This is a genomic window from Burkholderia sp. AU32262, from assembly GCF_020419985.1.
Taxonomy (GTDB): domain Bacteria; phylum Pseudomonadota; class Gammaproteobacteria; order Burkholderiales; family Burkholderiaceae; genus Burkholderia; species Burkholderia semiarida.
In genome coordinates this window covers 171,545-190,216 of record NZ_JAIZRS010000004.1, presented here as the reverse complement: position 1 = coordinate 190,216, position 18,672 = coordinate 171,545, and the positions used below count along the sequence as shown (strand labels likewise).

The 18,672-nt window shown below is 67.5% G+C and carries 19 protein-coding genes and 1 pseudogene; 13 read left to right on the top strand and 7 right to left on the bottom strand.

All coding sequences use genetic code 11. From position 1 onward, the window contains the following. The first annotated feature begins 48 nt into the window (after nt 1–48). The 7 genes from LGN10_RS06140 to hpaI all read left to right on the top strand — a co-directional run bounded on the left by LGN10_RS06140 (nt 49) and on the right by hpaI (nt 6,034). The gene (locus tag LGN10_RS06140) at nt 49–738 is read left to right on the top strand and encodes a fumarylacetoacetate hydrolase family protein (RefSeq protein WP_226222284.1); all 690 of its coding nucleotides are present in this window, start codon (nt 49–51) and stop codon (nt 736–738) included. Further along, nucleotides 735–1,499: a fumarylacetoacetate hydrolase family protein gene (locus tag LGN10_RS06135; RefSeq protein ID WP_226222277.1), complete on the top strand. Its 765-nt coding sequence runs from the start codon at nt 735–737 to the stop codon at nt 1,497–1,499. The genes LGN10_RS06140 and LGN10_RS06135 overlap by 4 nt, the downstream gene beginning before the upstream one ends. Nucleotides 1,500–1,525: 26 nt before the next feature. Next, on the top strand, nt 1,526–2,989 hold the full coding sequence (gene hpaE / locus LGN10_RS06130) for a 5-carboxymethyl-2-hydroxymuconate semialdehyde dehydrogenase (protein ID WP_226222275.1): 1,464 nt from the start codon (nt 1,526–1,528) through the stop codon (nt 2,987–2,989). 116 nt (nt 2,990–3,105) lie between these two features. After that, nucleotides 3,106–3,954: a 3,4-dihydroxyphenylacetate 2,3-dioxygenase gene (gene hpaD / locus LGN10_RS06125; protein ID WP_060311042.1), complete on the top strand. Its 849-nt coding sequence runs from the start codon at nt 3,106–3,108 to the stop codon at nt 3,952–3,954. A 44-nt stretch (nt 3,955–3,998) separates the two neighbouring features. Beyond that, complete coding sequence (locus tag LGN10_RS06120) at nt 3,999–4,391, top strand: 5-carboxymethyl-2-hydroxymuconate Delta-isomerase (protein WP_059574592.1); 393 nt, start codon at nt 3,999–4,001, stop codon at nt 4,389–4,391. A gap of 20 nt (nt 4,392–4,411) precedes the next feature. Further along, the gene (gene hpaH / locus LGN10_RS06115) at nt 4,412–5,215 is read left to right on the top strand and encodes a 2-oxo-hept-4-ene-1,7-dioate hydratase (RefSeq protein WP_059639374.1); all 804 of its coding nucleotides are present in this window, start codon (nt 4,412–4,414) and stop codon (nt 5,213–5,215) included. A 12-nt stretch (nt 5,216–5,227) separates the two neighbouring features. After that, nucleotides 5,228–6,034 carry a 4-hydroxy-2-oxoheptanedioate aldolase gene (gene hpaI / locus LGN10_RS06110; protein ID WP_059639375.1) on the top strand — a complete coding sequence of 269 codons (807 nt, stop codon included), beginning with the start codon at nt 5,228–5,230 and terminating at the stop codon, nt 6,032–6,034. 74 nt (nt 6,035–6,108) lie between these two features. On the opposite strand, the gene LGN10_RS06105 is transcribed toward hpaI, so the two are convergent. Next, a complete protein-coding gene (locus tag LGN10_RS06105) occupies nt 6,109–6,900 on the bottom strand; it encodes an AraC family transcriptional regulator (RefSeq protein WP_226222273.1) in 792 nt (263 codons plus the stop codon). A 95-nt stretch (nt 6,901–6,995) separates the two neighbouring features. Between LGN10_RS06105 and LGN10_RS06100 the strand changes: the two genes are divergently transcribed. The 4 genes from LGN10_RS06100 (at nt 6,996) to LGN10_RS06085 (ending at nt 9,464) form a co-directional block, all read left to right on the top strand. Continuing rightward, nucleotides 6,996–7,247 carry a hypothetical protein gene (locus tag LGN10_RS06100; RefSeq protein ID WP_059574583.1) on the top strand — a complete coding sequence of 84 codons (252 nt, stop codon included), beginning with the start codon at nt 6,996–6,998 and terminating at the stop codon, nt 7,245–7,247. A 30-nt stretch (nt 7,248–7,277) separates the two neighbouring features. After that, on the top strand, nt 7,278–8,240 hold the full coding sequence (locus LGN10_RS06095; RefSeq protein ID WP_124859138.1) for a quinone oxidoreductase family protein: 963 nt from the start codon (nt 7,278–7,280) through the stop codon (nt 8,238–8,240). Between the two features lie 184 nt (nt 8,241–8,424). Then, nucleotides 8,425–8,892, top strand: a complete 468-nt coding sequence (locus tag LGN10_RS06090) for a helix-turn-helix domain-containing protein (RefSeq protein ID WP_060967570.1) — start codon at nt 8,425–8,427, stop codon at nt 8,890–8,892. Beyond that, the gene (locus LGN10_RS06085; protein ID WP_059574577.1) at nt 8,889–9,464 is read left to right on the top strand and encodes a PIN domain-containing protein; all 576 of its coding nucleotides are present in this window, start codon (nt 8,889–8,891) and stop codon (nt 9,462–9,464) included. Before LGN10_RS06090 ends, LGN10_RS06085 begins: the two co-directional genes overlap by 4 nt. Nucleotides 9,465–9,635: 171 nt before the next feature. Here LGN10_RS06085 and LGN10_RS06080 read toward each other — a convergent pair whose 3' ends face one another. The 5 genes and pseudogenes from LGN10_RS06080 to LGN10_RS33620 form a co-directional block, all read right to left on the bottom strand. After that, a complete protein-coding gene (locus LGN10_RS06080; protein WP_226222271.1) occupies nt 9,636–10,727 on the bottom strand; it encodes a porin in 1,092 nt (363 codons plus the stop codon). Nucleotides 10,728–10,882: 155 nt separating this feature from the next. Next, nucleotides 10,883–11,950, bottom strand: coding sequence for an ABC transporter ATP-binding protein (locus LGN10_RS06075; protein WP_059639380.1), 1,068 nt, complete (start codon nt 11,948–11,950; stop codon nt 10,883–10,885). Continuing rightward, nucleotides 11,943–13,715, bottom strand: coding sequence for an ABC transporter permease (locus LGN10_RS06070; protein WP_124859132.1), 1,773 nt, complete (start codon nt 13,713–13,715; stop codon nt 11,943–11,945). The genes LGN10_RS06075 and LGN10_RS06070 overlap by 8 nt, the downstream gene beginning before the upstream one ends. A gap of 100 nt (nt 13,716–13,815) precedes the next feature. Further along, nucleotides 13,816–14,916 (bottom strand): ABC transporter substrate-binding protein, encoded by a 1,101-nt coding sequence (locus LGN10_RS06065; protein WP_226222269.1) that lies wholly within the window; start codon nt 14,914–14,916, stop codon nt 13,816–13,818. Nucleotides 14,917–15,088: 172 nt separating this feature from the next. After that, nucleotides 15,089–15,309, bottom strand: a pseudogene (locus LGN10_RS33620) (hypothetical protein); the annotation flags it as partial. A 118-nt stretch (nt 15,310–15,427) separates the two neighbouring features. Between LGN10_RS33620 and LGN10_RS06060 the strand changes: the two are divergent. Beyond that, on the top strand, nt 15,428–16,108 hold the full coding sequence (locus tag LGN10_RS06060) for a response regulator (RefSeq protein WP_226222267.1): 681 nt from the start codon (nt 15,428–15,430) through the stop codon (nt 16,106–16,108). Between the two features lie 79 nt (nt 16,109–16,187). Further along, nucleotides 16,188–17,591, top strand: coding sequence for a sensor histidine kinase (locus LGN10_RS06055; RefSeq protein WP_226222455.1), 1,404 nt, complete (start codon nt 16,188–16,190; stop codon nt 17,589–17,591). A gap of 76 nt (nt 17,592–17,667) precedes the next feature. Here LGN10_RS06055 and LGN10_RS06050 read toward each other — a convergent pair whose 3' ends face one another. Continuing rightward, complete coding sequence (locus tag LGN10_RS06050) at nt 17,668–18,636, bottom strand: quinone oxidoreductase family protein (protein ID WP_226222265.1); 969 nt, start codon at nt 18,634–18,636, stop codon at nt 17,668–17,670. Nucleotides 18,637–18,672 lie beyond the last annotated feature (36 nt).

Below are 18,672 nucleotides of genomic sequence, written 5' to 3'. Positions count from 1 at the left end.
ATATTAACTATTGACGATGCGCCGCGACGCGCGGCAGGGGAACGACGCATGGAGCTGTCTTGCACGAACGCCGCGGCGCCGCCGTTGCCGGTCGCCATCGGTACCGTCTACGGCGCGTTGCTCAACGAGCGCGCGGCGCTCGACGCGCTCGGCGACGCCGTGAACGCGCCGCCTTACGGCCGCCCGCCGCAGGCGCCGATCCTGTACATCAAATCCGCCAACACGCATGCGGCCGACGGCGCCGCCGTCGTCGTGCCGGCCGGCGTCGACGCGCTGGAAATCGGTGCGTCGGTGGCCGTCGTGTTCGCGCGGCGCGCGACGCGCGTGGCGGCCGCGCAGGCACTCGACTACGTGCACGGCTTCACGCTCGCGAGCGACGTATCGGTGCCGCATTCCGATTACTACCGCCCGGCCGTGCGCTTCAAGTGCCGCGACGGCTTCTGCCCGCTCGGCCCGGCGATCGTGCCGGCCGCCGCGCTCGCCGATGTCGACGCGATCGGCCTGACGGTGCGGATCGACGGCGCGGTGGCCGCGGCCGCGTCGACCGCGACGCTGATTCGCCCGGTGCGCGCGCTGATCGCCGACGTGACGGCCTTCATGTCGTTCGACGCGGGCGACGTGCTGCTGCTCGGCGTCGCGGGCGGCGCACCGCGTGCCCGCGCGGGCAGCACGATCGAGATCGCCGCGGCCGGCATCGGCACGTTGCGGCATACGCTGATGGCGGAGGAAGCACGATGAAGACGGCGCGCGTGATCTACAACGGCGCACTCCACGCGGCCGAACCGGCCGGCGACGGCGCGATCCGCCTCGATACGGGGCGCGTGGTGGCCGAGGACGCGGTGGCATGGCTGCCGCCCGTCGCGCCCCGCACGACGTTCGCGCTCGGGCTGAACTATGCGGACCACGCGAAGGAACTCGCGTTCAACGCACCGAGCGAACCGCTGATTTTCCTGAAGGGGCCGAACACGTTCATCGGCCACCGGTCGCTGACCGTGCGCCCGGCGGACGCCACGCACATGCACTACGAGTGCGAACTGGCCGTCGTGATCGGCCGCCCCGCGCGCCACGTGAGCCGCGCGCAGGCGATCGACTACGTGGCCGGCTATACGGTCGCGAACGACTACGCGATCCGCGACTATCTCGAGAACTACTACCGGCCGAACCTGCGCGTGAAGAACCGCGACACCTGCACGCCGCTCGGGCCGTGGTTCGTCAGCCGCGACGAGATCGGCGACGCGGGCGACCTCACGCTGCGCACGACGGTGAACGGCCGCGAGACGCAGCGCGGCAGCACGCGCGACATGGTGTTCGACGTGCCGGCGCTGATCGAGCACATCAGCAGCTTCATGACGCTCGCGCCGGGCGACCTGATCCTGACCGGCACGCCCGAGGGGCTGGCCGACACGAAGCCGGGCGACGAGGTCGTGACCGAAATCGAAGGGATCGGCCGGCTCGTGAACACGATCGTCGGCGAAGCGGACTACTATCGCGCCGGCTGAGGCCGTCGCCCAAGGAAGGAGAGCGCATGACCATCAAGCACTGGATCGGCGGCCGTGAAGTGGAGAGCCGCGACACCTTCACGACGCTGAACCCGGCGACGGGTGAAGTCATCACCGACGTCGCGTCGGGCGGCGAGACCGAGGTCGACGCGGCCGTGCGCGCGGCGAAGGAAGCGTTCCCGAAATGGGCGAACACGCCGGCGAAGGAGCGCGCGAAGCTGATGCGCAGGCTCGGCGAGCTGATCGAGAAGAACGTGCCGATGCTCGCCGCGCTGGAGACGCAGGACACCGGCCTGCCGATCGCGCAGACGAGCAAGCAGCTGATTCCGCGCGCGTCCGAGAACTTCAACTTCTTCGCCGAGGTGTGCGTGCAGATGAACGGCCGCACTTATCCGGTCGACGACCAGATGCTGAACTACACGCTGTACCAGCCGGTCGGCGTATGCGCGCTGGTGTCGCCGTGGAACGTGCCGTTCATGACGGCCACGTGGAAGACGGCGCCGTGCCTCGCGCTCGGCAACACGGCCGTGCTGAAGATGTCGGAGCTGTCGCCGCTGACGGCCGACCAGCTCGGCCGGCTCGCGCTCGAAGCCGGCATCCCGCCGGGCGTGCTGAACGTCGTGCAGGGCTACGGCGCGACGGCCGGCGACGCGCTCGTGCGCCATCCGGACGTGCGCGCGGTGTCGTTTACCGGCGGCACCGTCACCGGCAAGCGGATCATGGAGCGCGCGGGCCTCAAGAAATATTCGATGGAGCTTGGCGGCAAGTCGCCGGTGCTGATCTTCGACGACGCCGATTTCGACCGCGCGCTTGACGCGTCGCTGTTCACGATCTTCTCGATCAACGGCGAACGCTGCACCGCCGGCTCGCGGATCTTCGTGCAGCGCACGATCTACGACCGCTTCGTGCAGGAATTCGCACGCCGCGCGAACAACCTGGTGGTCGGCGATCCAGCGGATCCGGGCACGAATCTCGGCGCGATGATCACACGCCAGCACTGGGAAAAGGTGACGGGCTACATCCGCATCGGCGAGCAGGAAGGCGCGCACGTGGTCGCGGGCGGCGCCGACAAGCCGGCCGGGCTGCCCGACCATCTGCGCAACGGCAACTTCGTGCGGCCGACCGTATTCGCCGACGTCGACAACCGGATGCGCATCGCGCAGGAAGAGATCTTCGGGCCGGTCGCGTGCATCATCCCGTTCGAGGACGAAGACGAAGGGCTGCGGCTCGCGAACGACACGTCGTACGGCCTCGCGTCGTACATCTGGACGCAGGACGTCGGCAAGGTACATCGGCTCGCGCGCGGCATCGAGGCCGGGATGGTGTTCGTGAACAGCCAGAACGTGCGCGACCTGCGCCAGCCGTTCGGCGGCGTGAAGGAATCGGGCACCGGGCGCGAGGGCGGCGAGTACAGTTTCGAGGTGTTCGCGGAGATCAAGAACGTGTGCATTTCGATGGGTTCGCATCACATTCCGCGCTGGGGCGTGTGACGGAAGCGGGTGGTGTCGCCGCAAGAACGAACGATTCCTTGGCCGGCACGCCGGCCAAGCATGGGGCCGGAGTAACCGCTAAAGCGCTAACTCCGGCCGACTGGGAGACTTGAACGATGGGCAAACTGTCCCTCGCCGCGAAGATCACGCACGTGCCGTCGATGTACCTGTCGGAACTGCCCGGCAAGCATCACGGCTGCCGTGATGCGGCGATCCGCGGCCACCGGCTGATCGGCGAGCGCTGCCGCGCGCTCGGCGTCGATACGATCGTCGTGTCGGACGTGCACTGGCTCGTCAACGCGGGCTATCACGTGAACTGCAATGCGCGGTTCGCCGGCACCTATACGAGCAACGAGTTGCCGCATTTCATCCGCGACATGCAGTACGCGTACCCGGGCAACCCGGCGCTCGGCCGGCTGATCGCCGAAACGGCCACCGAGCGCGGCATCGCGACGCGCGCGCACGAGATCGACAGCCTCGAGCTCGAGTACGGCACGCTCGTGCCGATGCGCTACATGAACGGCGACCAGCACTTCAAGGTCGTGTCGATCGCCGGCTGGTGCATGTGGCATCAACTCGACGAGAGCCGGCGCTTCGGCGAGGCGCTGCTCGAAGCGATCGAGAAGAGCGATTCGAACGTTGCGTTCCTCGCGAGCGGTTCGCTGTCGCACCGCTTCAACGACAACGGCAGCCCCGAGGAATCGATCCACCAGATCAGCCGCGAATTCTTCCGGCAGGTCGACCTGCGCGTGGTCGAACTGTGGAAGCAGGGCGATTTCAGGACGTTTTGCGCGATGCTGCCCGAGTACAACGTGCATTGCCACGGCGAAGGCGGCATGCACGATACCGCGATGCTGCTCGGGCTGCTCGGCTGGGATCGCTACGACAAGCCCGTCGAAATCGTCACCGACTATTTCGCGAGCTCGGGCACCGGGCAGATCAACGCGATCTTCCCGCTGCCCTGAGCATTGCCGCGCACCACGACTTCGAATCCGACCGGAGACTTGCCATGCCACACATCGTCGTCGAATACACCGCGAACATCCGCGACGACGCACGCATTCCCGCGCTGCTGCGCACGATCAACGCGACGCTCATCGCGCAGGGCGGCGTGTTCCCGACCGGCGGCATCCGTTCGCGCGCGATCGAGCTGCACGACTACTGCATCGCCGACGGCGCGGAGGACGACGCGTTCGTCCACGTGACGCTGAAGATCGGCGCGGGCCGCAGCGACGAAACGAAGCAAGCCGCATGCGACGCGCTGTTCGATGCGATCAAGGCCCATTTCGCCGAGCTGTACGCGAAGCGTTATCTCGCCCTGTCGATGGAATTGATCGAGTTCAGCGAAAGCGGCTCGTACAAGCACAACAACATTCACGCCCGCTACAAGCGGGCCGGCTGAACCCCATTTTCGATCCGACCATGCTCGAACCCGCCATCATCGACCAGCTCGCGCACCGTCTGCACGACGCCGAGCGCGCGCGCACGCAGATCCGCCAGATCTCGCTCGACCATCCCGACATCACGATCGACGACGCGTATGCGATCCAGCGCGCGTGGGTGACGCTCAAGCTCGCGGAAGGCCGCACGCTGAAGGGGCACAAGATCGGCCTCACGTCGAAGGCGATGCAGAACACGTCGCAGATCGACGAGCCCGACTACGGCGCGCTGCTCGACGACATGTTCTTCGAGGACGGCGGCACGATCCCGACCGGCCGCTTCATCGTGCCGCGTGTGGAAGTCGAACTCGCGTTCGTGCTCGGCAAGCGGCTCACCGGCCCGAACTGCACGATCTTCGACGTGTACGACGCGGTCGATTACGTCGTGCCGGCGCTCGAGATCATCGACGCGCGCAGCCAGTCGATCGACCCCGATACGAAGCGGCCGCGCAAGGTGTTCGACACGATCGCCGACAACGCGGCGAACGCGGGCGTCGTGATCGGCGGCCGGCCGGTGCGCCCACGGGACGTCGATTTGCGCTGGGTCGCGGCGATCATGTCGCGCAACGGCGTGGTCGAGGAAACCGGTGTCGCGGCCGGCGTGCTGAACCATCCGGCGAATGGCGTCGCGTGGCTCGCGAACCGGCTGTCGCGTTTCGACGTCGCGCTGGAGCCCGGGCAGATCGTGCTCGGCGGATCGTTTACGCGGCCCTGCGCGGCGCGTTCGGGCGATACGTTCAGCGTCGACTACGGCCCGCTCGGGACGATCCAGTGCTACTTCGAGTGAGGTGAGCGAACGATGCGGATTCCGTCGAATGTCTTCAAGGCCGCGCTCGCGCGCGGCGACGCGCAGATCGGCCTGTGGCTCGGCCTCGCGAATCCCTACAGCGCGGAAGTGGTCGCCGGCGCCGGTTTCGACTGGCTGCTGATCGACGGCGAGCATGCACCGAACACGGTGCCGACGATCCTCGCGCAACTGCAGGCGATCGCGCCGTATCCGTCGCATCCGGTCGTGCGCGTGCCGTGGAACGATCCGGTGATCGTCAAGCAGGTGCTCGATCTCGGCGCGCAAACGCTGCTCGTGCCGATGGTGCAGAGCGCGGACGAGGCGCGTGCGGCGGTGGCCGCGACCCGTTATCCGCCGCACGGAATCCGCGGCGTCGGCAGCGCGCTCGCGCGCGCATCGCGGTGGAATCGCGTCGGCGAGTACCTGCATCGCGCGAACGACGAGATGGCCGTGCTCGTGCAGGTCGAGACGCGGGCCGGGCTCGACGCGATCGATGCGATTGCGCGGGTCGACGGTGTCGATGGCGTGTTCATTGGCCCGGCCGATCTGGCCGCCGATCTCGGGCATCTCGGCAATCCAGGCCACCCCGATGTGCAGGCCGCGATCGACGGCGCGATCCGCGCGATCAAGGCGGCCGGCAAGGCGCCGGGCATCCTGAGCGCGGATGAAGCGGCCGCGCGGCGCTATCTGGAAGCGGGCGCGTTGTTCGTCGCGGTCGGTGTCGATACGACGCTCCTGGCGAGGAGCGCGGAGCGGCTTGCGGCGCAGTTCAAGAAGGGCGGCGACGCCGCCGCGAAGAAGGGCGACGGCACGTATTGACGCGGCGGCGGGCGGTTGTTGTCTGCCGCCCGCCGGATCTTCGTCGTGCGGCTTCATGCGCGCGCATGAAGCCGCTATCCGTGCGCCTGGCTTCCCCCCGCCAAATATCTCCCCGGCGTCGTCCCCAGCGCGCGCCGGAACATGTCGATGAACGCGCTCACGTTGTCGTATCCGAGATCGAGCGCGATCGTCGTCACCGGCACGCCGTCGGCGATGCGTTCCAGCGCCCGCAGCAGCCTCGCCTGCTGACGCCATTGCGCGAACGTCAGCCCGGTTTCGGCGACGAAGCGGCGGCTCATCGTCCGTGCGCCGATGCCGGCCCATTCGGCCCATTCCTCCAGCCGCCGGTCGTTCGCGAGATCCGCGGCCAGCGCATCGGTGATCTTCACGAGCCGCGGGTCCCGCGGTCGCACCAGCCCCAGCGCCTCGGCTTCCGATGCCGCGATTTCATCGAGGATCACGTCGGCGATCCGTGTCTGCGCGGCATCCAGTTCGGAATCGCCCCAGCTCGCCGCGCGCTGCACGGCCTCGTGCAGCAGCGGCGTCGTGCGGATCGCACGCGGCGTGGCCGGCAGCGCCGCGCAGCGCGCTTCGGCGACGAACGCCGACCAGCCGGAAATCGGCCCGAACGAGCGCAGCGAATGCCGGCAGTGCGGCGGGATCCAGATCGCGTGGATCGCGGGCACGACCCACTCCTGATCGTCGAGGCCGATCGTCACGAGCCCGCTCAGCGCGCCGACGAGCTGGCCGCGCGCATGCGAATGGGGCGCGGTGATACGGGGGGCGCGTTGCGACAGGGCGGCGGCGACCACGAACGGGCCGTCGTCGGACGTGACGAAGCGGGCGGGCAGAAGCGGATCGGACATGGCCGGATATCGGTATCGAATGGCCGTTATACCGGAGAACGGCCGGATTTGCACGCCTACACTGCGTCCATCGATGACAACCGGAGTACGACGCGATGCGAGCCGAACAAATGCTTCCCGACCATGCCAACCAGATCGATGCCGGCGGAACGACGATCCGCAAGGGCACGGTTGGCGCTTTTCTGGTCAATGCCCGTGTGTTGACCGATCCGAATGCCGCGCCGGCGGACAGGGCGCGCGCGGAGGCCGATGCGATCGATGCGTTGCCGGCACTGCGTGCGCTCGGCCTGTTCGACGTGCTGGAAGTGCGCGATCCCGCGCTGCGCGCGTGGCTCGACGCCCGGTAAAGATCCACCGTCCAGATTGAAGGAACCACCATGAAAGCAGCCGTTGTTGAAGGCGCTGGACAGCGCCCGGTTTATACCGAATTCGAACCGCCGCGCGCGATGCCGGGCCACAGCCTGATCGACGTGACGGCGTCCGCGCTGAGCCGCATCGCACAGGGGCGCGCGGCCGGCACGCATTACTCGTCGGATCGACGCTATCCGTTCGTCGTCGGTGTCGACGGCGTGGGGCGTCTCGACGACGGTCGGCGCGTCTACTTCTTCGGCGCCCCCGTGCCGTTCGGCGCGATGGCCGAACGCACGATCGTGCCCGATACGCAGTGCGTGCCGCTGTCGGACACGCTTGACGATGTCACCGCCGCGGCGATCGCGATTCCGGGGATGTCGTCGTGGGCGGCGCTGACTGAACGCGCGCGGTTCGTCGCGGGCGAGACGGTGCTCGTCAACGGTGCAACGGGTACGTCCGGGCGGCTCGCGGTGCGAATCGCGAAGCATCTCGGTGCGGCGAAGGTGATCGCGACGGGCCGCAACGCGGCCGCGTTGCAGGCGTTGCTGAAGGCCGGCGCGGATGCTGTCGTGTCGCTGCAGCAGGACGACGCCGATCTGGCGCGGGCGCTCGAACCGCATTTCCGTGCGGGCGTGGATGTCGTGCTCGATTATCTGTGGGGCGCCAGCGCGCACACACTGCTGGGCGCGGCCGCGAAAGCGACACCCGGCGGCCGGCGGCTGCGTTTCGTGCAGATCGGCTCGATCGGCGGCGCGGACGTGCTGGTGCCCGGCGCCGTGCTGCGGGCGACCGCGATCGAACTGATGGGCAGCGGTCTGGGCAGCGTGCCGTTGCCGGGCTTGCTGGGTGCTATCCGTGGTGTGTTTGATGCCGCCGCGCCGGCGGGCCTGACGATCGACACGCGCACGGTGCCGCTGTCGGCTGTCGGCGAGCACTGGGGCGATACGAGCAGCGCCGTGCGTTTGGTGTTCACGATGCGTGGTGACTGAACGGCGACGAGCGGGCCGCGGTCGTCACTCTGCACGCGGAAGGACCAGAAGCCGGGTGACGGCGCGTATTGACTGATATCGAGGTTCGGCGGTCTTATAAGGGCTCTATCTATTTTCGTTTATTGCGATTTTCGTTTATTTCGAATAAGATGGCGCATTTGAGAACCCTGCTTGGGAGCGCGCGATGGCCCATACCTCGATGTCCGATACGATCTTGCCGGTGGAGCGCGAGGTGCAGGCGGCGGTCGAAGGACAGCGTGCGCTGGCGGCTTATCTGGCCACGCGAACGGAAATACAGCGCATCCAGATTTTCGATGACGAAAATCGCGCCCATCAGGTCGAGCTTCCGACTTCTGCACTGCGTCTGCTGGTCGACATCCTCGCGGAGCTTGCAGATGGCAATGCGGTCAAGGTCGTGCCCGTTCACGCGGAACTGACCACGCAGGAAGCAGCCGACCTGCTCAATGTGTCCCGTCCACACCTGATCAAGCTGCTCGAATCGAAGGCGCTGCCGTATCACAAGACCGGCAAGCATCGTCGTGTGCGCTTTTCCGATCTGATGCGTTACAAGACCGAACGCGATCAGGCGAGCGCCAATGCGATGGAAGAGTTGGGGCGGCAAGCGCAGGAATTCGGGATGGGCTACGAATGACGAGTTCGCCATTCACGGCGGTCTATGATGCCTGCGTGCTGTACCCGGCACCGTTGCGCGATTTCCTGATGTGGCTCGCATTGAGCGGGTGTTTCAGGGCTCGCTGGAGTGCCGATATCCATAACGAATGGAAACGGAACCTGTTGCGCAAGCGCCCGGACCTCGGCGCCGCACAACTCGACCGGACTGCGAGTCTGATGGATCGCGCGATACCTGATGCGCTGGTGACCGGGTACGAAGCGTTGATCGAGGGCCTGAGGCTGCCGGATGCCGATGATCGGCATGTACTGGCCGCCGCGATCCGCTGCAACGCCAGTGTGATCGTGACGTTCAACCAGAAGGACTTTCCCGACGCAGTGCTGTCGGCGTACGGGGTGGAGGCGCAGCATCCCGACGTGTTCGTCGACAATCTGTTCGATCTCGAGCCGGCTGCGGTTGTCGGCGCAGCACGGCGACAACGCGAAATGCTCAAGCATCCTCCGATGATGGTGGATCGCTACCTCGACATCCTGCAGCGGCAGGGGATGGTTCAGACCTGCAAGGCGCTCGAAGCTTACCGGGCGATTCTCTGAACGAGCCGCCATGGTGTTCGCGTGCTCAGCGAATCGCCGGCACGTTGCTCGCGCATCCGTTTCAACGTGTTTCTTCGGTCGCCCGTGCCGCGCCCCGACATGCGACGAAGCAGAGGGCGACGCGCCCCGAAACGCTCGCACCGTCCTCTGCCCGCCGTCATGTCGGAGCGGTCAGAACCGCTGCTGAATCCCCGCCGTGACCCCGACCTGCGTGGTGCCGTACCCATTGAAATCGCGCGACACGCCGACTTTCTGGTCGTGCTTCGCGATCGCGAACGCACCGGCTGCATACAGCACCGTGCGCTTCGACAGCGCGTACTGCGCACGCACCGACACCAGCGTCGGGTCGGCATCCGTGCCGCCCTTGATGTTCTGGTGATAGACGGCCGCGATCAACGAGAACGTCGGCGTGAACTGGTACGACCCGCCGAGCCAATACATGTCGCTCAACTGGTTCGCCGCCGTGGTGCGGAACGTGCGCTTGTAATTGCGGTATCCGGCCATCGTTTTCAGGTTACCGAAGTCGTAGCTCAGGCCCGCGTGGATGCCTTGAATGTAGTTGACGGTATCGGCCGGCGTGACGCTGTCGGCCGCGCCGTTCTGCCGGTCGAACGTGACGACGGCCGCGAACGGGCCCGTCTCGTAGCCGAGCGCGAAGTCGTATTTGGAACTGGTCTTGATGCTGCCCGGCACGTTGCCGAAACCGTACAGCGCGCCGAACTTGAAGCCGCTGAATTCGCCGTCGTAGCGCACCGCGTTCGACGAGCGCGTGAACAGGCCGTCCTTGCGGCCGCCCGTCGCCATCGACGAGGTCGCCCACGAGTAGTTCTGCGCGTAGCCCATCGGGTCGAACGGCAGCATGTAATCGTAGGTGACGGTGAAGTTGCGGCCGAGCGACAGCTCGCCCCATTTGCCTTTCAGGCCGACCGTCGCGCGGCGCGCGAAGATCGAGTCGGGGCCGTCGTCGGACGCGCCATTCGCGAGATCGATGCCGCTTTCGAGGCGGAACACGGCTTTCAATCCGCCGCCGAGATCCTCGACGCCGCGCAAGCCCCAGCGCGACGTGTTCTTGTTGCCCGACTTCAGCTTGAACGCATTGCCGCCCTCCGGGGCCGCATGGTTCGTGTATTCGATGCCCGCGTCCATGATCCCGTATATCGTGACCGACGACTGCGCATGCGCGGCCGGCGCGGCGAGACAGGCTGCCGCGGCTGAACTGGTAAGGACTACTGTTCGAATCGAGCGTTCTGCGCGTGACTTCATTTTGACAGCGTCTCCTAAATTGTTGTGGGCGGGTTGAAACAGAAAACGGGTGCGCGGCGCGCCAGCGGCGGACGCCGCGAAGCGTCCGCCGATGCGAGTCGCAAAGGGGCGGCTTGAAAGCCGGCGCGGCGGCACGCGAGCCGCCGCGATGCGGATCAGCCCGCTTTCGCGAACGCCCAGCAGTCGTTGGCCGGGAATTCGATCCAGTGCTTGCCGGCCGCGCGCGGCACGTGGCCGAACGCGCGCAGGCGCATCTCGCCGCAATGGAACAGGTATTCCCAGCGGTCGCCGAGATACATCGACGTGACGAGGTCGGCCTGCAGCCGGTTCGCGCCCGGGCCGTCGGCCACCTGCACGCGCTCGAGACGGATCACGGCCTGCGCGTCCTGGCCCGGCGCGAACGTGTCGCGGGCCAGCGCCTGCAACTCCCAGCCGTCGCCGGCAAGCGTCACGCGTTCGCCGTCGACGGCCGCGACGCGCGCGTCGATCCGGTTGTTGCTGCCCATGAATTCGGCGGTATACAGCGAGCGCGGCGCACCGTACAGCTCGGCCGGCGTGCCTTCCTGCTCGATGCGGCCGTTGCGCAGCAGCAGGATGCGGTCGGACATCGCCATCGCTTCGGTCTGGTCGTGCGTCACGCACAGGGCCGACAGTCCGAGCGACACGATCAGCTCGCGCAGCCACGCACGCGCTTCCTCGCGCAGCTTCGCGTCGAGGTTCGACAGCGGCTCGTCGAGCAGGATCACCGGCGGGTTGTAGACGAGCGCACGGGCGATCGCGACGCGCTGCTGCTGGCCGCCCGACAGTTGATGCGGAAAGCGTTCGGCGAGATGGCCGAGGCCGAGCTGGTCGAGCGCGGCCTGCACGCGGTGTTTCTGTTCGGCAGGCGCCACGCGGCGCAGCTTGAGCCCGTAGCCGACGTTGTCGGCGACGGTGCGGTGCGGCCACAGCGCGTACGACTGGAACACGAGGCCGAGCGAGCGCTGCTCGACCGGCAGGTCGATGCGCCGCGCGCCGTCGAAGAACACGCGCTCGTCGAGCTGGATGCGGCCGTCGGACGGCTGTTCGAGGCCGGCCACCGCGCGCAGCAGTGTGGTCTTGCCGCTGCCCGACGCGCCGAGCAGGCACACGACTTCGCCGGCCTTCAGTTCGAACGACACGCCCTTGAGGATCGGGTTGGCGCCGTAGCTGAGGTGCAGATCGTCGACGATGAGCTTATCCATGAAGTTTCACTCCGAAGCGCAGGGCCACGCCGAGACCGGCGCCGACCATCGCGATGTTGATGACAGAGAGCGCGGCGACCTGGTCGACGGCGCCGGTCGCCCACAGCGACACGAGCAGCGCGCCGATCACTTCGGTGCCGGGCGACAGCAGGTAGACGGCGGTCGAGTATTCGCGCTCGAAGATCATGAAGATCAGCAGCCACGCGGCGAGCAGGCCGAAGCGCACGAGCGGCAGCGTCACGTCGAGCGACACGCGGCTGCGCGTCGCGCCGACGCTGCGGCCGGCTTCCTCGAGCTCGGGGCCGACCTGCAGCAGCGCGCTCTGGATGAGCCGCATCCCGTACGCGAGCCACACGACCGTGTACGCGATCCAGATGCTCCACATCGAGTTCTTCAGCTCGCGCAGGCCCGGCACGAACAGGAAGATCCACAGGAACGCGAGACCGGCGAGCAGGCCCGGCACCGCGCGCGGCAGCAGCACGAGGTAGTCGAGCAGCCTGGTCGCCCAGTCGGGGCGGCGGTGGCCGGCGAACGCGACGAGCGAGTAGAAGCCGATCGCGAGCGCGCCGCCGATCACGCCGATGCCGAGCGTGTTGACGATCGCGCGCACCAGGTTGTCCTGCTCGAACAGCTCGACGAAGTTCGCCAGCGTCAGCACTTCGCCGAGCGGCACGCCTTCGCCCCAGTTGGTCACGAACGCGCGCAGCACGATGCCCGAGATCGGCACGATCACGGTCAGCGCGAGCCACAGCGCGACGATCGCGAGCGCGACCCAGCGCCACACGCCGAGCGGCAGCACGGTCGCGCGGCCGGCCTTGCCCTTCACGGTGACGAAGCGGTTCGCGGTCTTCAGCAGGCGGCGCTGCAGCAGCACGAGCGGGAAGGTGATCGCGACGATGCACACGGCGACCGCGGCCATCAGGTGATACGACGGCACGCCGAGCTTGTTGGTCAGCTTGTACAGATAGGTCGCGAGCACGAGGTGGCCTTCCGGGTCGCCGAGCACGAGCGGCAGCCCGAACACCTCGAAGCCGAGGAAGAACACCAGCACGCCGGCGAACAGCAGCGCGGGCATCGTCATCGGCAGGCTCACGTCGAGCGCGACGCGGAACGGGCGGGCGCCCGCCACGCGCGCGGCTTCCTCGACGTCCGAGCCGAGGTTGCGCAGCGCGGCCGACGAATACAGGTACACGTGCGGCACGTGCGTGAGGCCGACGATCACCGTGATCGCGAAGATCGAATACACGTTCCAGGGCACGCTCTGCACCCCGAACAGCTCCTTGAACCACACCGAATAGAAGCCGACCGGGCCGGCCGCGACCACGTAGCCGAACGCGAGCACCATCGGCGACACGAACACCGGCGTGAGCAGCAGCGGTTCGAGCCAGCGGCGGCCGGGCAGGTCGGTGCGCACCATCAGGAACGCGAGGATGCCGCCGAGCGGGATCGAGATGAACAGCATCCCGCCGGCGATGATGAACGAGTTCTTCACGGCCGACCAGAAATCGGGATCGCTGAAGATGAAGCGGAAGCCTTCGACGCCGAGCGTCTTGTTCGCGTCGAAGAACGGCGCGGACAGCAGGCTCTGGAACAGGATGAAGCCGAGCGGCAGCGCGACCGCGACGGTCAGTACCGCGACGACGATCCAGCGCAGCATGCCGGCGAGCGGCTGCAGGCTGCTGACCGGCAGCGCGGGAATCGCGTCGCGCGGGCCGGTGGCGGGCGGAACGGCCGGTGCCGTGCCGCGTGTGCTGGTGGAAAGCATGAGTTCGCCCCTGCGGCCATCCGGATGGCCGCCTCAAGGAAATCGGTAAGGGGAAGGGGCCGCCCGCGCGCCGTACGGCGGGCGGCCCGGCGTCAGCGGCTCAGCGCTTGATCGCCTGCTGCCATTGCTTCAGGAACGCGAGGCGCTTCGACTGGTCGAGATAGACGAGCAGGCCGGTGCCGATCTGGATCGGCTTCAGCGAATCGCCGAGTTCCTTCGTGAGGCTCGCGGCCGACGTTTCGCCGGTCACGTCCGCGCGGATCGCGTACAGGTTCGCCTGGTTCGCGATCAGCGTCTGGCCGCGCTTCGACAGCAGGTAGTCGACCCACAGCTTCGCGGCGTTCGGGTTCTTCGCCTTCTTCGATATCGTGGCGAGGCGGCTCACGACCTGCGTGTAGTCCTTCGGAAACACGTAGCCGATCGACTTGTCCTTCTTTGCCTTCGCGTACGCATACGAACCGATGATGTTGTAGCCGATCAGGTTCTCGCCCGACGAGATGCGCTCCATCATCGCGCCTGTGCTCGACTGCAGCTTCGGGCCGGTCGCGCCGATCGCCTTCACGAGTTCCCACGTGACCTTCTCGTTTACGTGCGCGTCCTGGGTCAGGTAGTTGAAGCCGACGCCCGATTTCTCGATGTCGTAGGTCGTGACCTTGCCCTTGAACTTGTCGGCCTGCGTGGTGAGCAGCTTGATCAGGTCGGCGCGGGTTTTCGGCACCTCGTTCTCGGGGATCAGCCGCTTGTTGTAGACGATCGCGAGCGGCTCGAACGTCGTGCCGTACGCCTGCTTCTGGTACTGCGCCCATTGCGGCACGTTCGGGCTTTCGGGCGAATCGTACGTCGCCATCAGGCCGTCGTTGACGAGCTTGACCTGCAGGTCCATCGCCGAGCTCCACAGCACGTCGGCGCTGGTGCTGCTCGCCGCGTTCTCGCTGATGTAGCGGTTGTACAGCTCGGTGCTGTTCATGTCGTTGTACTCGACCTTCACGCCGTACAGGCTTTCGAAGTCCTTGATCAGCGGACGCACGAGGCCCGTGTCGGTCGTCGAGTAGACGATCAGCTTGCCTTCCTTCTTCGCGGCGTCGATCACGCCCTGGTAGTTCCCCGGGTAGCCGGCCGGAACCTGCGCGGCGGCGCTGCCGGCGGCAGCGCCCAGAACGATCGCCAGCGCGGCGGCGAGGTGCTTCGGTGCAAACGGCATGTCTTCCTCCAGTGATGCGTCGATGTTGTTCGAATGACGCGGATGTTACGGGCGGGGCACTTTCAGCCCGCTTTCATTTCCGTTCGCGATTGCGCCGTTCGCGTCATGGATTTCCCGGGGGGCGACCGCGGCTTTCGCGGCGCAACAGGGGGACGCGACGCGGGCTGACCGGCTACGCGGGCGCGGCCAGCAGTTGCCCGAGGACTTGGCCACCATGCCGCGCGTACGCGGCCGTCCGCGCCGCATACCCGACGCCGCCGCCGGTTTCGCGGCGCGCAGGTGCTTCGCGAAATCGCCGCGGCCGATGAAGCGGGCCAGCGCGAGCGGCGGCGCGACGCCGACCGAGCGCGCGGTCGTGTGCCACATGGCGGGCAGCGCCGGGCGCCGAGCGGCCGCCGCCGACACGTCCCGCCGCCGGTTCGGCACCCGCGCAACCCGTGTTTGCGCGAGGCGTGGAGACGGAAAGGATCATGTAATGTAGCGGGCTGTCGCTGACCTTACCGGAATCCCCATGCGTGTGCTGCTCGTCGAAGACAACCCGAACCTGGCCCAGTCGCTGAGCGATGCGCTGAGCGCCGCGCGCTTCGCGGTCGATCACATGGCCGACGGCGAGGCGGCAGACCACGTGCTGCGCACGCAGGATTACGCGTTGGTGATCCTCGATCTCGGGCTGCCGAAGCTCGACGGGCTGGAGGTGCTGCGGCGGCTGCGTGCGCGCCGCAACCCGGTGCCGGTGTTGATCCTCACCGCGCACGGGTCGGTCGAGGACCGCGTGAAAGGGCTCGATCTCGGCGCCGACGACTATCTCGCGAAACCGTTCGAGCTGACCGAACTCGAGGCGCGCGCCCGCGCGCTGATCCGGCGCAGCCTCGGCCACGAGCATTCGCGGGTCGAATGCGGGCCGCTTTCGTATGACAGTATCGATCGCAGCTTCCATCTCGCGGGCGAGCCGCTGTCGCTCACGCCGCGCGAGCGCTCGGTGCTCGAGGTGCTGATCCTGCGCAACGGCCGCGCGATCAACAAGGACACGCTGTCCGAGAAGATCTTCGGGCTCGACGAGTCGGTCAACGCCGATGCGATCGAGATCTACGTATACCGGCTGCGCAAGAAGCTGGAGAACACCGGCGTCGCGATCGTCACGCTGCGCGGGCTCGGCTATTTGCTCGAAGCAAAGGCGGGGACGGCCGAATGAGCGCCCGTCGCGCTCGCTCGTGCTCGCCGGCGGCCGACGCGGCACCTGCGATCGTTGGCGCGGCCCGGCTGAACGCATGATGACCCGCCCGAACCTGCGCGCGCAGGTCGCGCTGTGGCTGCTGCTGCCGCTGCTCGGCCTGCTCGCGCTCGACTCGTGGCTCACGTACCAGCGCGCGATGAGCGCCGCGCACGTCGCGTTCGACCGCACGCTGTCGTCGTCGCTGAAGTCGATCCGCGAAGGCGTGCGGCTCAACGACGGCGAGATCGAGGTCGACCTTCCGTATCTCGCGCTCGAAATGCTCGAATCGAGCGACGGCGGCAAGATCTACTACCTGATCCGCGAGGACAACGGCCGCACGGTCACCGGCTACCCGGACCTGCCGCTGCCGCGCGGGCGCGACGCGGGCGACGGCGCGCTGTTCGTCACGCGCTACTACGACGTCGTGTATCGCGGCGAACAACTGCGGATGGCCGCGCTGCGCATCCCGGTGCACGACGTGCCGACCGCGCAGTCGCGCATCGTGTGGGTGATGGTCGGCGAGACGATCGAGGCGCGCCAGGCGCTCGCGCGCGAGATCCTGATCGGGTCGCTGCTGCAGGAAGGGCTGCTCGTCGTGCTGGCGCTCGGAATCGTGTGGCTCGGCGTCGGGCGCGGGCTGCGGCCGCTGAACCGGCTGTCGGCGACCGTCGCCGCGCGCAGCGAGGACGACACGACGCCGCTCGATACCGGCGCGATGCCGAGCGAACTCGCGCCGCTCGTCGATTCGATCAACCAGTACATCGGCCGCACGCAGCGGATGCAGGTGGCGCGGCGCCGCTTCTTCGCCGATGCGGCCCATCAGTTGAAGACGCCGCTCGCGGCGGTGCAGGCGGGCGTCGAGCTCGCGCTGCGGCCCGACGAGCAGCCGCGCATGAACGTGCACCTGCGGCGCGCGAACGGCGCGGTGCGGCAGGCCGCGAAGATCGTCCAGCAATTGCTGTCGCTGTCGCGGCTCGATTCGGACAGCGGTCATGCGGTCGCGCACAAGCCGGTCGCGCTGCACCGGCTCGCACGCAGCGTGACGCTCGACTGGTCGCCCGTCGCACGCGCGCGCGACATCGATCTTGGCTTCGAGCACGAGGCAGACGTCGACGTGCTCGGGCAGCCCGACCTGCTCGGCGAGATGATCGGCAACCTGATCGACAACGCGATCCGTTATGCGGGCGACCATGCGGTGATCACGGTGCGTGTCTCGCGCGACGGCGAAGCGGCGCGGCTCGACGTGATCGACGACGGGCCGGGCATTCCGGCCGACGAACGCGACGCGGTGTTCGAGCGCTTCCATCGCGGCAGCAAGACGCAGACGGTCGAAGGCACCGGCCTCGGGCTGTCGATCGTGCGGGAAATCGCGCGCGTGCATCAGGGCAGCGTGACGCTGGCCGATGCGGCCGGCGGCGGGCTGATCGTGACGATCCGGCTGCCGGCGGCAAGCCATCGTTAGGGACGGTTTCCAGACGAGTCGCGGCCGTTCCAGCCGCGTGGCGGGCGCACGGCCTGGCGACAGGGCGCCACGGCACTCACGGCTTCAGCAGCAGCTTGCCGATGGAGTGGCGGCTTTCCATGTCGGCATGCGCGCGCGCCGCGTCCGCCAGTGGATATTCGCAGCCGATTCGGACCTTGAGCCGGCCTTCCTCGATCCAGTCGAACAGCTGCGCCGTGCGTGCGCGGAGCAGTTCGGGCGTGTAGATATGATCGAAGAAGGTCGTATAGCCGATCTTGATGCTCTTCGGCAGGCTCATGAGGTCGATCGGCCCCGGCCCGCCGAGCACTGGACCGTACCAGCAGAAGGTTCCCGAGCGGCGCAGCACGTCGAGCGATCCCTGAAAGGTCTTCGGCCCGGAGCCGTCGTAGACGACGTGCACGCCTTCGCCGTTGGTCAGACGCAGCGCCTTCGCGGCGAACCGTCCGCCGGTATCGACGATCAGATGATCCGCGCCCGCTTCCCTGGCCGCGGCGACCTTGTCTTCGGACGAGACGCGCCCGATTACCCGGCCGCCGCGCAGCTTGATGATCTGCGTCAACAGCAGGCCCAGCCCGCCGGCCGCCGCGTGGACGAAAGCGACGTCGCCCGGCTGTATGGGATAGAAGTCGGTTGCGAAATGGCTGGCGGTGAGACCCTGCATCATCACGGCAGCGGCCGTGCGATCGTCGATCGTATCCGGAATCGCAGCCAGCGACGTGGCGGGGATCGCAATCTGCTCCGCATAGCTGCCGGGCGCGTAGGCCCACGCGACGCGCTGGCCGGGTGCGATGTCCTCGACGCCGTCGCCGACCGCCAGCACCCGGCCCGCGCCTTCGACGCCAAGAATCTTCGGGTTGGGCCATCCCGTCCAGGCCATGCCCCGTCGCACGCCGATGTCCATGAAGTTGACGCCGGCGCAGGCGATCTCGACCAGCGCCTCGCCCGTACGCGCCACCGGGGCAGGCCGCTCGACCTGCTCCAGCATGTCGCGGCCGCCGGCGCCGTTCATCACGATGGCTTTCATGATTTACCTTGTTGTTGAATGATCGTTCATTAACGT